Source organism: Noviherbaspirillum galbum, assembly GCF_010974945.1.
Lineage (GTDB): Bacteria > Pseudomonadota > Gammaproteobacteria > Burkholderiales > Burkholderiaceae_D > Noviherbaspirillum > Noviherbaspirillum galbum.
The window spans coordinates 1-13,347 of the sequence record NZ_JAAIVB010000045.1; the positions used below are offsets into that span (position 1 = coordinate 1).

The following is a 13,347-nucleotide window of genomic DNA, read 5'->3' on the forward strand; positions in this document are numbered from 1 at the left end:
CTCTAACAATGCACGGACGTCAGTAAAGGTTCAGTCCGTGTGAGAACGCCTTGACCGCTAGCATGCCTATCCCGTTTTCATGTGAAAGTCGGGTATCGGGATGAAGCAATGGCAGCTTGGGGTCGATAGCACGCTGTTACCTTTTGCCGGTGAAAGTCTGGACTGCTCTGCTTAGCCGCGATGCGGTTCAGACTTTGAAGGGCGGTTTCATGCTCGCTTCGTTCATTCGATCCTCGATTCGTCATTCCGTGAAACCATGTCGATATCGGCCACGATCTGCTGGCGGAGTAGAGGTCGCTCACCGTCCAAAAACTGCTCCATGCCCTCAATCCGGTCAACTTCTCCCTTGTCGCGAAGGCGCCGTACCTGATCGGCTAGATGGCTCAGGTTGCTTTGGAGGCGCATGAATGCCGGATCGCCACTCAAACGGGTGGAAAGATTGGTTAGGGCACCCTTGTAGAGCGCTGTTTGCTGTTCCAGTGTCTCCAACTCGCGACGTGCCCCTTCTTCGGTAGTGGACAGTGCCAGGCTTCTGGCGGCCTGGTCAGCTTCCAGGTAGGCATCTCGCACAACCGCTAGCGCATTCATCTGGTCGACATCGGTCAGGTCATCATGAGTTGATTCGCGGTCTAGCCGCGCGATGACGGAGCTTGCCAAAATCACCAGCGACACACAAAGGACGCCAAGTTCCACTTTCAAGCCTCGTCCGCGCTTCGTCTTGGCATTCTGGTTCGTCCGCTTCACAACATCCTCCAGCATGGTTTTTCCATGCGGAATTGTCGCAAGGCCGAGCCGAAAGTGAAGTGCCGAACAACTCGTACAATCCAGGCCTGATTCAGCAGGCGGAACATTAAACCCGACGTCCGGTTTAATAAACGACGACAGGCAGCTCAGGGTCGGATGCGGGCCTCGAACGCGGCGCCGTCAAAGGCCGGAACGTGTTGTAGACCGGTCGTTTCATCTTTGATGCACAAGCAGACCTTCCGGCCAGAGGCGCGTCAGTTAGAATGAAACAAGTCCCCCTACTGGAGCTGAAACGCCATGGCCAACATTTTCGATACCGGGCTGGACCCCAATCCCGCCAACTACACACCTGTCACCCCGTTGAGCTTCCTTGAGCGTGCCGCGGCAGTCTACCCCAGGAGGCCAGCGATCGTGCATGGCGCGCTGCGCCGGACCTGGTTCGACACCTATGCGCGCTGCCGGCGTCTGGCCAGCGCGCTGGCTGCGCACGGAATCGGACTCGGCGATACGGTGGCGGTAATGCTGCCCAATACGCCGCCAATGGTCGAAGCGCACTTCGGCGTGCCAATGTCCGGCGCGGTGCTCAATACGCTGAATACGCGGCTTGATGCGGCCGCCCTCGCTTTCATGCTGGAGCACGGCGAAGCGAAGGTCGTCATCGTCGATCGCGAGTATGCCGGCGTGATGCGCGAAGCGCTCGCAAAGTGTGGTCGCGCGCCGCTTGTCATCGATGTGGACGATCCGGAATACACCGGCGCCGGCGAACATATTGGCTCGGTCGAATATGAAGATTTCCTCGCCTGCGGCGATCCCGGCTACCCCTGGCAAGGTCCTGCCGACGAATGGCAGGCGATCTGCCTGAACTACACCTCCGGCACCACCGGTGATCCGAAAGGCGTGGTCTACCATCACCGCGGCGCGTACATGAACGCGGTGTCAAACATTCTTGAATGGGACATGCCAAAGCACCCGGTCTACCTGTGGACGCTACCGATGTTCCACTGCAATGGTTGGTGCTTCCCGTGGACCGTTGCCGCGCGCGCAGGCGTCAATGTCTGCTTGCGCAAGATCGAAGCTGCTGTCGTGTTCGACTTAGTGCGCGAGCATCACGTCACCCATTACTGCGCCGCGCCGATCGTGCACAGCCTGCTGCTGAATGCGCCCGATGCGATGAAGGCCGGAATCAGCCAGCGCGTCAGTGCGATGGTTGCCGGCGCCGCGCCGCCGGCGGCGATGATCGAGGGCATGGAGAAGATGGGCTTTGACCTTACCCATGTCTACGGGCTAACCGAGGTGTACGGCCCGGCCGCGGTATGCGTCAAGCATCCGGAATGGGAAGCTGTCGACATTGGGGAACGCGCGCGCCTGAATGCGAGACAAGGGATGCGCTACCATTTGCAAGAAGCTGTCGCGGTACTCGACCCAGCTACGATGCAGCCGGTGCCGGCCGACGGCGAGACGATGGGCGAGATCATGTTCCGCGGGAACATCACGATGAAGGGCTACCTAAAGAACCGGAAAGCAACCGAAGCCGCGTTCGCCGGCGGCTGGTTCCATACCGGAGATCTCGCGGTGATGCATCCGGACGGCTATGTGAAGATCAAGGACCGCAGCAAGGACATCATCATCTCGGGCGGCGAGAACATCTCGAGCATCGAGGTCGAGGACGTGCTGTACCGGCATCCGGCGGTGCTGGCTGCCGCAGTCGTCGCGCGACCAGACCCGAAATGGGGCGAAGTGCCCTGTGCCTTCATCGAGCCGCGCTCCGGCAGCACCGTCAGCACTGAAGAACTGATCGCCCATTGCAAGGCGCATCTTGCCGGATTCAAGGTGCCGAAGGCCGTGATCTTTGGCGAAATACCCAAGACCTCGACCGGCAAGATCCAGAAATTTTCGCTGCGCCAGCAGGTGCATTCGACCGCTGCGCTGGAATGAGTGCTGATCCGACAAGCCGATGATACGCTGCAAGTCTTCCTCCTCTGGCTGCTGATTCTGCCGTTCGCCGTCGCGAACGGCGCGCTCCGCGAGGCGGTGTTGATTTTGGCGTTCGACAAGTCGCTCGGAAAGACAAAGAACCATATGTGGTCAACATTCGCTCGATAGCGGTACCCAGCTATCGACATGTCCGACCGACCGTCTGCTTTGGGTCCAGGCCGTGTGAAAACGCCTATATCCTGTACTACCGTCACAGTATCCAGCTCCATATGGGCGTTGTCCTGGTTCGAAGTCCAACTAAACTGATATTGCTTAAGGATTTTTTCAAAAGGATTGGCCAAAGGAAGTCAGTCAGAGATCTATTTCATAAGTGATAAGAGGCAAATGGATGGATTCAAGGGAGTGCCAACGCCAGCAACGACAGTATAGGATTCGATCTCTGCACTTTGCGATTTCTGCGGCATCTGCTTCCCGCGCATCATGAAATATGGGTTGCATGTTCAAGGACGTGGGGTAACTGCGTAGTTGTCCCTCCAACCTATTCTACACAGCCAACCGCTGTCGGCAAGAAACCGCTGCCTTTGAACGCCCGCTTGGGGTCGAGCTCGGCATGTCGCACTCAATGAACGTCCGGCGGGTATTTGCTCGATAGCCGCCAGTCTGATTTTTGTCGCTTGATGTTATCCTTTGCGAAATAATACGACTCAACCCTGACGTGACTTTGCCGCCCGATCTTTGGACAACCCGCGCTGTGCTCGACGGTGATGAGGCGGCAGTAAGCCAACACCGTTATGACGAACGTGCATCCCAGGAAGACTTTGAAGCATATGCGCAGTGGCTCAAAGGCGCGATCATGCGTGGAAGCTATATCGGTCTTTTTGCTGAGGCCCAATGCGAAATCATTGCTGGAGCCGGCTTGCTGTTGCTTGAATGGGGACCAACGCGAGGCGATTCTAATCCAATTCGAGCACGTGTCGTAAACGTCTGGACGCGTCCAGACTGGCGACGACGTGGCGTAGCCACTGACCTCGTCAAACGCTTGCTCGCCCGAGCAGAAATAATCGGCATCCAAGCCATCGGACTCGACTCGACACCAATGTCTAAGGCGCTATACCGCTCGTTGGGGTTCGAGCAGTATCTTGCGGAGATGATCCGCCGGACGAGGTAGGCAATTGACTTTGTCCGCTTTCAGGAAGAGGCAAGGACTGCTTCAATCAACGGCTTATCGACTTATAAAAACCCAGATAATTCTTGGTGTAGAGCAGCACAAATCCTCTACATGGGAAAGATCTATGAATAGGTTTCGACACATTGCACGGTACCTGTCCATGAAGCCGTGCGAAGAACGCTTCCAGCACTTTGAGCGTCTGCTTTCAAGAATGTCCAGTGGCAGCTCAGGGTCGGTTGCCGGCAGTCAACTTCAAATCCTCAGTGGCCGCTTCTTGCTGAATCTTGGATTATCCCGTCTTGCAAGTTGCTTTGACCCTGTCCATGTGAGCACGTCGCCGGGACGGCGAATATCTTCACCGTTCCGAGTGAAGGCGGTGCCGGATGTGATGCGGATGAGGACCGGAATGCGCAGTAATGCGACTGTTCCATGCCGTGGACTTTATAAAAAACTTTCCTTGCGATCTGCATCATTGAATTGACATTCCCGCATTCCCATCACATGTAAGAACGTGATCGGTATCTTTGTGTCAAAGCTGGTTTGATTAAAGCACTGCGGTCGTGGGCGTCTCGCCCTAGCGATCTGCCGACTCTACCCAAGCCGCATCCAATAACTGACTTAAGAAGTCACCGTTGACGCGACGTGAACAACTTTGGACCCAAGGTTACGGATGCTAGCGCAAGCACGGTAAATACAATGCCAATCCATTGCCAGGCACTGATGTGCTCTCCTAAAAGAAGTACGCCGCTGGAGAGTCCGATGACAGGGACGCCTAAGCTGAAGGGCGCTACCTTGTTAGCGCCATGGCGCTTGATCAGCCCGGTCCACATGCTATAAGCAGCTACGGTGGCGATCCATCCCAAGTACGCGACCGACAACCAGCTCTCCCAGGATGCCCTAAGCCATTGCAAGTGAGTCGCAGGTGGATCGGCGAGCAGGCTCAGCACGGTAAAAGGAAGTATCGGCACCACGCTGCACCATACAAGAAAACTCAACACATTGAAGTCGGGCGACTCCTGCTGAGCAAATCGCACAATGATATTCGAGGCTGCCCACATCGAGGCAGCGCCCAAGCATAATATAAAGCCGATGACGGTCGTGGCGCCGGTCCCGTTAGCCTCGGGGATTAGATAGTTCATGCCAAAGCTGCACAATCCGACAGCCGCCAATGCCATGCCAAGAAAAAGTGGCAATGTCGGCCTTTGTGCCAAAAGCAGGAAGCTTAGCAGGGCAGTAAAAAACATTTGAGTCTGCATCAGTACTGATGCGAGGGACGCGGTCATGCCAACCTTGAGCGAAACAAATAAAAGCCCGAATTGACCCACGCCTTGAAACAGTCCGTAGAGGAGTATCCATTTCCAGTTCACCTTGGGCATGGGCACCACAAAAAGTAATGGCAGCGCTGCAAAGACATAACGGAGGACGCCAAGCTGAAAGGGTGTGAAACTACGCAGGCCAATTTTCATGGCGACGAAATTAGTTCCCCATATAAAAACGATTGCTGCGATGGCCAGAAAGTCTCGGCCATTCATTTGGGATTCCCGCATAAATTTTCCTGGATGGGGGCTGTTGCATACCAGCGTCAGGCAGCATTATCTCAATTTCTGTCCAGTCAATGATTGGACAATCGTTTTGACATGCCTGCTCACGTGCACCATGGCTCGCCGCTTCACAACCTGATGCTGGACCAGGCGGGCGATTATTTCCACGATACCTATGGCGGGACGATGCTGAACCTGCCGGGACTCGCCCTGCGAACCGCCGAACCGGCGCCAGCGCGAAGTGAGACGACGCTCGCCGAGGAGGGCCGGTTCGAAGTCCATGCCGGCATGTCCGAGACGAGCCGCATCCTTTTTCTCCGTCCCGACCTCGTTGCCGCCAATTATGGCTCCGCCCCGCCCAACACGGCGAACAGCCCCGCGGAGGCGGTTACGATCGCCCGGCGGGCAGGGTTACATCGGCTCGCCGCGTCTCGCAAGCGCTGCGTTCGGCGCACAAGAGATGCGTTACCGCGGCAGCCTCTTCATTCGCACGGCTTTGTCTGTCCTCGATGGTGAAGACCCGGCAGCCATCCCTCGCATTTCCGCTCTGGCATTCAAGAATCCGGCGATTCAGGACATCGAGGGCGGGACACGGCGCTACTACGCGCAGATCGATCGCTAGCAGGCATCCTGGCTGGAGCGGCATGCGGTGGCGAATCAGCCGCCACTCAATAGCGACTCGGCCCCCATGCCCGCGAAGTAACGGGGCGCTCGCCGCTTGTTGTCGCCGCGGCCAACCCGCTCATGTGGCCGGCTTGCTGTATGTTGGATAAAGATACGCTGCGACAGCCTAGACGAAGTGCTCAAGGATTTCTTGTTTCCCGCCTCAATGCGTCCTTCAAGGGGATAGGTATTGCCTCGTCGTGCCGCTCGACCAACAGCATGCGCAGCTGGCCAACCAGAACCTCATTCTTCCTTTCCAGCCCGGCATTGATCAGATCCGCGTCCTTGATATAAACCTTGAAAGCGGTCGACTCCGTGAACAGATCCAGCCGGTGGCTCGTGGTGTTCTCCAGTCCCTGATGCAAATTCCACGCACAACTGGTCAGATGCAGCCCAATTTCGTCGGCGAGATGGCGCACAACTTCTTCAATCGCGCTCGCGCCGGCGGCCCGCATCTCTGCGTCCGTGCGATGCCCGTCCATGCTGTCTCCTTCGCCGTGGCCTGATCCAGCGACTGCCAGGGCGTCATCTAGTACTTGCGACTTTGGCAGAGTCAAATGGGCAAAGTTCTTGACTATTTTGTAACGTTCTTTAGCAGTTCTTATGAGCCTCGCCCTCCATGTACCTATTGAGAGTGACTACGCAGCAATCGCAGCATGGGTTCCTGATGCTGCGCCCAGTCTTCGTTGGGCAGGCCCACGGCTTCGTTTTCCGTTTGTCGCTTCAGACTTGCGGGAACTGCTGGCCGTGCCTGGTGGCGGAGAATCAAGCTATTGCTTGAAAGATGAGTCCGGCTGTCTCTACGGTTTTGGCCAACATTGGGTTTTGTAGCCCGGATCTGTGCATTTGGGCCGGATCGTCGTGGCTCCAGACGCTCGCGGGTGCGCGGTCGGTAAGGTGTTGTGCAAACAGCTCGTCGCCGCTGCGCTAGAGACGACCTCGGCGGCGACAGTCACACTCCGGGTGTACAGGGACAACGTTGTGGTCGTGAGGCTGTATTCCAGTTCGGGCTTTGTTGAGGTCCCATCGGAATCTAACACTGAAGTGGTGTTCATGAAACTCATGGCTGACCGATCTCACGACGTCGGTGCTTAGCCAGCTCAAGAGTGGAACATGGCCGAATTGAAATTAGTGGAATGTGCGTGCCTGTGAATCGTCGCTTGGCCTTGACTCGCGCTCCTCTAGAGCGTCTGCTTTCGGGATTGTTGAATGTCTGCAACGGGTCGGCACAGGCTTATCCCGGGCTGCCATGCAATGTCTGCAAGGCAATCTATAGCTGCCGGTAGTCCACTGTCAGGTTACCGCAGAGTCCGGCCAGAAGCGATCAGTCGGCGAGCTCTCAGAGTACAGTAGTTCAATTGCAAATGTTGAGGTACACCAATCGAGTTCCTTTCTGGCTTTTGCGTCGGTTGTCGATACTGTGATACCTGCCATTATCCAAAAACTAGATGAAAGCAACCTTTGATGAGGTCAATTGCACCCCACCGCTCGTCTGTTGAACGATAACTCGCATCTGGGACCGCCTCTTCCCTGAAAACGCTTAATAAGATCATGAAAACTAAAATAATTTATCTGAAATTTTCACATTTTTAATCCTAGACAAACATGACGCGTAGACTCTAAAAGTGGACTGAACATGCATTGATCCTAGTTTTGAACTAGACATGGACACTTCCCGCCAAACTAATGAACTAAATCGCCGTCTCCAAGCGCGATCAGTATCGTCATTTACTCTTGCCTTTACCTGTTTCTGAGGCAATACTTACCGAAAATGACGAAGCCAAATAGACGTGTGAGCTGGCCTAGATGACGGCGCCTCCGCGTTATTGCGATCGTCAACGTGAATACGTCAATCGAGGAGACAGCATGCTCAATCCCGCATCTCGCCCTGTGCGGCCCTGCTTATCCTCTTGGTCATGTCGTGACCTGCGCAGCCTGGCCAGGTTTCGTCCCATCACAGGTTAGTCCTCCCTGCTGGGGCTTGCCCGACTCATCTCCGGGCTTTCTTCTTCGATGTCATTTCGCGCCTAAAGCGCAAACGGAAGGGAACGCCGTGCCCATACGCCTTCTACTTGGTTTGCCCTATGTGTTGGGACCGCAGATTGGCAGTTCTGGTCCCTATGCAGTACCCGAATGGGTCGACTGGAATGGTTTGCGTTTTCGCTTTGCCGGACTGACGCCTCTGCCCATGGACAGCGTTGTCATCAGGGGTGACGTCCTTATGACTCCACCGAATCTGCAGTTTTTCTGCTCCGACGAATTAGCGGGTCAACATACCGAATGGACTCTAAAGCCATAAAATGATGGACCTAGAATCTGGTATCTATCTTCCTTACTGTTTGATGCGTTTGAAGGACAGGCGGTATATCCTTTTGGATCGCAGATATCAGCCACTCGGTGCACCGTCGATCGCGTGGCGTGACTTGCAGACTCACCCGCAGGCTCAGCACCTCAAAGAAATATCACCGGAAATAGCAGCGCAGCTTTCTTGCATAGGCTCTTCAGATACTGAATGCATTTACCTCTACAACGAGGGTTGTATTCCTTTAGCAAGCGAGAAAAATTGGCATGCTTTTTCAATGCGCCTCAAAACTTTCTTGAGTCTGAAGTTGAAAAACGAAGTGCCCATAACAGGGTAAGCAGTAAGAGCGTTTAGCGCATTCGGTATATCTTCAGAAACTGTTGCTGGCCGCGTTAAAACTTTTTGGCCGCATGCTATCGTCGCGAAGTGTCGCTGAATGGCAGCTTATGGAATCTGGCAGTGGCAGCTTGGGGTCGTTTTGAGTCCGCCGCCAAAAGAGGACTAAGGTCTGAAAGCTGGCGCAAAGCTGCCGACCGTTCAACTGCAGATCAAGCAGCATTATTTCGACGTTTCACACAATTCAGCCAATCATCATGTCAACGCCTAATACCGTATCGGGTCGCCATGCCGTCGACAATGCGATGAAAATCATGAATCGTTTCTTCAATAATGCTTTTTACTGGCTTGATAGAGTCAATACGTCCGCAGACCTGTCCTGTCAGAGGCACTGCGGCTTCCATGTTTCCGCCGAAATATAATTGCTGAACTCCGGCGAACTCCGCCATGATGTTGTCCGGCGATTGTTCCTGGAGACGCGTGGTGCGTTCAGTGCGCAACGCTCTGAGTGCAGGCCCTTTTCCGCCGCGATTCAGGAAGACGGTATCGGTTTCGCCTGCGTTGACGATGGCTTGCTTCCAGTTATCGTGCACCGGCGACTCCACCGCGGACAACATGCGCGTGCCCATCTGGATACCTTCTGCGCCGAGCGCAAAGGCAGCGGCCATGCTGGCGCCGTCACAGAAACCACCGGCCGCGATGACTGGTACGTCAACCTTGGAACAGACCAGCGGCAACAGGACCATGGATGCGACATCACGCTGGTTCTTGAAGCCGCCGCCCTCGCCTCCCTCCACGATCAAGCCATCCACGCCAGCAGCGACTGCCTTGAGGGCCCCCGCCAATGTAGGCACGACGTGGAATACCGTCAGACCTGCTTCTTTCAACGCAGCACAATAACGCGTCGGATCGCCGGCGGATGTCGTCACGAACCGGATGCCTTGCTCAACTACGAATTGCACGATGCCTGGGTCACGCACATAGCTCAAGGCGATGTTGACGCCAAACGGCTTGTCGGTCAGTTCCCGCATCTTGCGGAGTTCGGTCCGGATTGTATCCAGTTCGCCCGAGGAGGTTTCAATGATGCCCATCCCGCCCGCATTGGAAACTGCCGCCGCAAGCTGAGACCGGGCTATCCATCCCATCGGTGCCTGGACGATCGGATGTTCAACGCCTAGCAAGGAAGTCACGCGGTTATGAATGGTCATTTGTGGTCATTCCTCGTCTGATAAAGGTGAAAGAGGTCAAGGTTAGCGCATCGGCAGGAACCGCATGCGCAAGCGCTTGATGCGAAAACGCGCCATGCACGTTGGCAAGCGTCGTCTGCGGGCTAGACTAGAAGCCCAGAGCCATGTAGTCCAATTATGGTTTTGAATAAATATCCATCAATCCTGTTCATGACACATTGCCTCCATAAATTTCCTCCAAATCTTCCGGTATGGCGAGCAATTGTTGCTGACGGTATTGCCGTAGGGCCTGTGCATGAGCAACAGCGGGGAGAAGGATGGCTGGGTTGAGCAGCTTTCGACTATCTGGCCAGCATAAGTCAACTGAACGAACTACGACATCAATGAATGCCATTGGGTAATAGATTGCGCACAGGTGATAGGTAGGGCAAAATTCCGACATTCCACAGGAGGTCCCATGCCGGCAGAAGGAAGTCATGTCGTAATTGTTGGAGGTGCGTCGGGAATCGGGCTCTCGATTGCGAAAACGTGTGCGGCGCTGGGCGCATCGGTCACTATATCGGGACGCGATGTGGATCGCGGGCTTCAAGTAGCAGCAGGGCTCGGTGGGAGCGTACGCTTCGTGCAGATCGATCTGCTCGAATCTGATTCGATTAAGCGTGCGTTTGAAGGCAATACACGCATTGATCACCTCGTGCTGACGCCTGTTTACCCAGGCAATCAAAGCCTGCGCGAATTTGATGTGGAAGAGGCTATGCGGGCGCTCCGTCTGAAGCTAGTTGCATTTCCGCAGGTGGTGAAGGCCGCACTTCCACGTCTGAAATCGACGTCTTCGATCACGGTATTCGGCGGTTTGGCAAAGGCCAACCCGTATCCCGGATCTACGATGGTTAGCATCGCGAACGGCGGCGTCGTCGGAATGGTGCGTACCCTGGCGGTAGAGCTCGCGCCGATCCGCGTAAATTGCATCTCGCCCGGTCTGGTCGAGGACTCACCACGCTGGCAAGCTCGCATTGCCGCCGGAGCTGGCGCAGCTGTTGAAGCGTTCAAGATGCGCACACCTAGCCAGAAACTTGCCAATGTGGAGGACATCGTTCACGGCGTGCTCTTTCTCATGGATAACCGTGCGGCGAATGGAATCGATCTTGAGCTCGACGGTGGCATACAGCTCGTCTAAAGTGGGCAGTATGTGACTCGTAACACGGCGGCTTTGATCAGAAACGCTTGTGGAGCGAAGTACGCTCAGGGTCGGCAAGGGCCGGTCGCCACTAACCAAGCAAGGGCGGGAAGGTATCCTATAGCCGCTAGCGGCACCAGGCCGGCCTGCTGTCGAATGCGGCCACGAGCAGCCGTCAAAGGCAGACAGTGAGTCGGTCGAAATATTCTTCAGCCACCGTCCAAGTAGTCAGTGAAGGAGATTCCATGGCCAGCGACGTTTCGATCCGACGCGCGAAAGTAAATGATCAGGACGCGCTAGCCCTTGTCGGACAAGCGACATTCCTCGAGACGTTCTCGGGCGTCCTGGATGGTAGCGCAATTATTGAGCATTGCCGGCATGCCCACTCCGCTGCTCGCTACCTTGCCTGGCTCAATGATCCTGATGCCGCGATCTGGCTCGCCGAGGCCAGCCCAGGCCATTCGCCTGTAGGCTACATCGTTGTCGCGCGGCCGGAATTACCAATGGCTGACTTGGAGCGAGATGTCGAACTCAAGCGCATCTATTTGCTCGGCCGTTATCACGGCGTTGGTGTCGGCAAGCGCTTGCTGATTCACGCAATAGAACATGCGAAGTTGCTAGGTGCCACTCGCTTGCTGCTCGGGGTGTATGCCGGCAACGTATCCGCTATTGGTTTTTACCGCCAGCAGGGATTTCTCGACTTTACCCGGCGGCGGTTTAACGTAGGCGGCCGGGATTACGATGACCAAGTTATGAGCCTCACGCTTGTTGAACGGTGACCGTCCGTTTTGGGTCGCGTGTTGCCTGTCACTATCGGATCGCCAAGGTCGGAAAGCTGACCCAAAGCCGCCGGCCGGCTTGCATGCAGTGAATGTGTTTCTCGCGAAGGTCTGCCGCCGCCTTCATGTGCTGGATCTGCCAATTGCTTCCTCAAACAACGTCCGACGACCATGGATGAGATTACCGCCTATCCCATCCATGGTTTTGAAGATTCTGGGCATCTTTCAGGTAGCACACAACTATTGTAATACCTGCAAGGTCGATCTATACCGACGCCGGTGGCTTACCTTGGCCTGGACAAGGCAACGAATACCTATCGCTTTGTGCGATATTTTGCAGGCCAACTCTCGATTTATTTCCCGAGATTGAAGTAAGCTCGTTGCACCGTAGGGGCGACGAACGAAAAGTCATCCATAACGAGCGCGGTGGAGTCTACGCGCCGCCCCATATATGTTTGATGAATAACTCTTATCACAACACGAAAGCGGAAATCTGAGCCGATACTGGGTAAAATAACACTTGTCTCCTCCAACTCTCCTTGAATTGGATTTACCCGCTCACCGCAAGGTCAGCGGGTTTTTTTTCGCCCCTGCGCAGCTTCCATCGTCATCTTTGAGATGTTGCCGGCATTACCAAAGGTGAAAACGCAGGCGATCCCGGCTTCCTGCCCGTAAAATGCTAGGCTGCTGCCACCTTGCACATGCAACTTTGCAATCTTGCCGCGCCGCCGCTGAGACCACGCCATGACTGAACCCTTTCCCGATACCGCCCAGGCTGCAAGCATTCTTGCGACGCGCCGCATGCGAAACGACCAGGGACCAAGATTGCCGGAAGCATGCCGTCCACCGGGCATGGAGGCCGCTTTGGATATCCAGTTCGCCGTCACCGCACGGCTTGGCTTGCCGGTCGCCGGATGGAAATGCGCCCTTCCGGCGGGAGACAAGGTCATTGTGGCGCCAATCTATCGCAATCTGATCCGCACCACTAGCCCGTACGCCGTGAATGCGTTGCAAGCCGAGGTCCGCATCGAACCCGAACTTGCATTTGTTCTGGGCCATGATTTGCCCGCACGCGAAACCCCCTATATTCCCGACGAAGTCGATGCCGCGATCAGCCGTACGCATCTCGCCCTGGAATTGATCGGAAGCCGCTACGAAAGCCCCGATGAAGTGACTTATGAAGAGCATCTGGCCGATGGCTTGCTCAACCAGGGTCTTTACCTTGGCCCCGAGGCCGACGGTAAAGCGGCATCCAGTGCCAACAGGCTGAACCTGAGCCTGACGATCGGCGCCGGTGAAACAGCCGTACTGGATGGCCATCATCCGGCCGCGGCGCCACGCGCACCGCTGCATTGGCTGGCGGAGTTCCTGAGGGCGCGCGGTCAGGGCCTGCAAGCGGGCCAGGTCATCATCACGGGTTCCTATGTCAACAGCTTTACGGTGCCAGCGGGGCAGGACATCGCTCTACGATTCGGGTCGCTGGGTGAGCTCAAGGTGCATTTCTCGCGGCAATGA

13 protein-coding genes are annotated in these 13,347 nt (G+C 55.7%); 8 read left to right on the top strand and 5 right to left on the bottom strand.

Translation table 11 applies throughout. The annotated features are described in order from the left end of the window. Nucleotides 1–222 precede the first annotated feature (222 nt). Nucleotides 223–759 (bottom strand): hypothetical protein, encoded by a 537-nt coding sequence (locus tag G3574_RS13435; protein WP_163963953.1) that lies wholly within the window; start codon nt 757–759, stop codon nt 223–225. A gap of 282 nt (nt 760–1,041) precedes the next feature. On the opposite strand from G3574_RS13435, the gene G3574_RS13440 reads away from it, so the two are divergent. The 3 genes from G3574_RS13440 to G3574_RS28935 all read left to right on the top strand — a co-directional run bounded on the left by G3574_RS13440 (nt 1,042) and on the right by G3574_RS28935 (nt 3,847). Next, nucleotides 1,042–2,679, top strand: a complete 1,638-nt coding sequence (locus G3574_RS13440; RefSeq protein WP_163963955.1) for an acyl-CoA synthetase — start codon at nt 1,042–1,044, stop codon at nt 2,677–2,679. Further along, nucleotides 2,680–2,847: a hypothetical protein gene (locus tag G3574_RS13445; RefSeq protein WP_163963957.1), complete on the top strand. Its 168-nt coding sequence runs from the start codon at nt 2,680–2,682 to the stop codon at nt 2,845–2,847. It abuts the gene before it with no gap. 685 nt (nt 2,848–3,532) lie between these two features. Next, nucleotides 3,533–3,847: a GNAT family N-acetyltransferase gene (locus G3574_RS28935; protein WP_407941670.1), complete on the top strand. Its 315-nt coding sequence runs from the start codon at nt 3,533–3,535 to the stop codon at nt 3,845–3,847. Between the two features lie 626 nt (nt 3,848–4,473). On the opposite strand, the gene G3574_RS13455 is transcribed toward G3574_RS28935, so the two are convergent. Continuing rightward, a complete protein-coding gene (locus G3574_RS13455; RefSeq protein ID WP_235953414.1) occupies nt 4,474–5,394 on the bottom strand; it encodes an EamA family transporter in 921 nt (306 codons plus the stop codon). Between the two features lie 90 nt (nt 5,395–5,484). Here G3574_RS13455 and G3574_RS13460 point away from each other — a divergent pair, with 90 nt between their 5' ends. Then, nucleotides 5,485–5,904, top strand: a complete 420-nt coding sequence (locus tag G3574_RS13460; protein ID WP_163963959.1) for a creatininase family protein — start codon at nt 5,485–5,487, stop codon at nt 5,902–5,904. A 287-nt stretch (nt 5,905–6,191) separates the two neighbouring features. Here G3574_RS13460 and G3574_RS13465 read toward each other — a convergent pair whose 3' ends face one another. Continuing rightward, a complete protein-coding gene (locus tag G3574_RS13465; protein ID WP_163963961.1) occupies nt 6,192–6,533 on the bottom strand; it encodes a hypothetical protein in 342 nt (113 codons plus the stop codon). A gap of 358 nt (nt 6,534–6,891) precedes the next feature. Between G3574_RS13465 and G3574_RS28940 the strand changes: the two genes are divergently transcribed. Beyond that, nucleotides 6,892–7,146, top strand: coding sequence for a GNAT family N-acetyltransferase (locus G3574_RS28940; protein WP_407941669.1), 255 nt, complete (start codon nt 6,892–6,894; stop codon nt 7,144–7,146). Nucleotides 7,147–8,949: 1,803 nt separating this feature from the next. Here the strand turns inward: G3574_RS28940 and G3574_RS13475 are convergent. Then, entirely contained in the window at nt 8,950–9,897 is a 948-nt protein-coding gene (locus tag G3574_RS13475) for an NAD(P)H-dependent flavin oxidoreductase (protein ID WP_163963965.1), read from the bottom strand. A gap of 436 nt (nt 9,898–10,333) precedes the next feature. Here G3574_RS13475 and G3574_RS13480 point away from each other — a divergent pair, with 436 nt between their 5' ends. Together G3574_RS13480 and G3574_RS13485 are read left to right on the top strand one after the other, a co-directional pair. Continuing rightward, the gene (locus tag G3574_RS13480; RefSeq protein WP_163963967.1) at nt 10,334–11,053 is read left to right on the top strand and encodes an SDR family oxidoreductase; all 720 of its coding nucleotides are present in this window, start codon (nt 10,334–10,336) and stop codon (nt 11,051–11,053) included. Nucleotides 11,054–11,298: 245 nt separating this feature from the next. Beyond that, nucleotides 11,299–11,832: a GNAT family N-acetyltransferase gene (locus G3574_RS13485; protein WP_163963969.1), complete on the top strand. Its 534-nt coding sequence runs from the start codon at nt 11,299–11,301 to the stop codon at nt 11,830–11,832. Nucleotides 11,833–12,401: 569 nt separating this feature from the next. Here G3574_RS13485 and G3574_RS13490 read toward each other — a convergent pair. After that, nucleotides 12,402–12,578, bottom strand: coding sequence for a hypothetical protein (locus tag G3574_RS13490; protein WP_163963972.1), 177 nt, complete (start codon nt 12,576–12,578; stop codon nt 12,402–12,404). Between G3574_RS13490 and G3574_RS13495 the strand changes: the two genes are divergently transcribed. Beyond that, nucleotides 12,577–13,347, top strand: coding sequence for a fumarylacetoacetate hydrolase family protein (locus G3574_RS13495; protein ID WP_163963974.1), 771 nt, complete (start codon nt 12,577–12,579; stop codon nt 13,345–13,347). The two genes, G3574_RS13490 and G3574_RS13495, sit on opposite strands and share 2 nt — an antisense overlap.

Excerpts from the sequence above, each read along its gene's own strand:
- G3574_RS13435 (WP_163963953.1), bottom strand. The coding sequence starts at position 759 with ATGCTGGAGGATGTTGTGAAGCGGACGAACCAGAATGCCAAGACGAAG.
- G3574_RS13440 (WP_163963955.1), top strand. The coding sequence starts at position 1,042 with ATGGCCAACATTTTCGATACCGGGCTGGACCCCAATCCCGCCAACTAC.
- G3574_RS28935 (WP_407941670.1), top strand. The coding sequence starts at position 3,533 with ATGCGTGGAAGCTATATCGGTCTTTTTGCTGAGGCCCAATGCGAAATC.
- G3574_RS13455 (WP_235953414.1), bottom strand. The coding sequence starts at position 5,394 with ATGCGGGAATCCCAAATGAATGGCCGAGACTTTCTGGCCATCGCAGCA.
- G3574_RS13460 (WP_163963959.1), top strand. The coding sequence starts at position 5,485 with ATGCCTGCTCACGTGCACCATGGCTCGCCGCTTCACAACCTGATGCTG.
- G3574_RS13465 (WP_163963961.1), bottom strand. The coding sequence starts at position 6,533 with ATGGACGGGCATCGCACGGACGCAGAGATGCGGGCCGCCGGCGCGAGC.
- G3574_RS13475 (WP_163963965.1), bottom strand. The coding sequence starts at position 9,897 with ATGACCATTCATAACCGCGTGACTTCCTTGCTAGGCGTTGAACATCCG.
- G3574_RS13480 (WP_163963967.1), top strand. The coding sequence starts at position 10,334 with ATGCCGGCAGAAGGAAGTCATGTCGTAATTGTTGGAGGTGCGTCGGGA.
- G3574_RS13485 (WP_163963969.1), top strand. The coding sequence starts at position 11,299 with ATGGCCAGCGACGTTTCGATCCGACGCGCGAAAGTAAATGATCAGGAC.
- G3574_RS13495 (WP_163963974.1), top strand. The coding sequence starts at position 12,577 with ATGACTGAACCCTTTCCCGATACCGCCCAGGCTGCAAGCATTCTTGCG.
- G3574_RS13490 (WP_163963972.1), bottom strand. The coding sequence starts at position 12,578 with ATGGCGTGGTCTCAGCGGCGGCGCGGCAAGATTGCAAAGTTGCATGTG.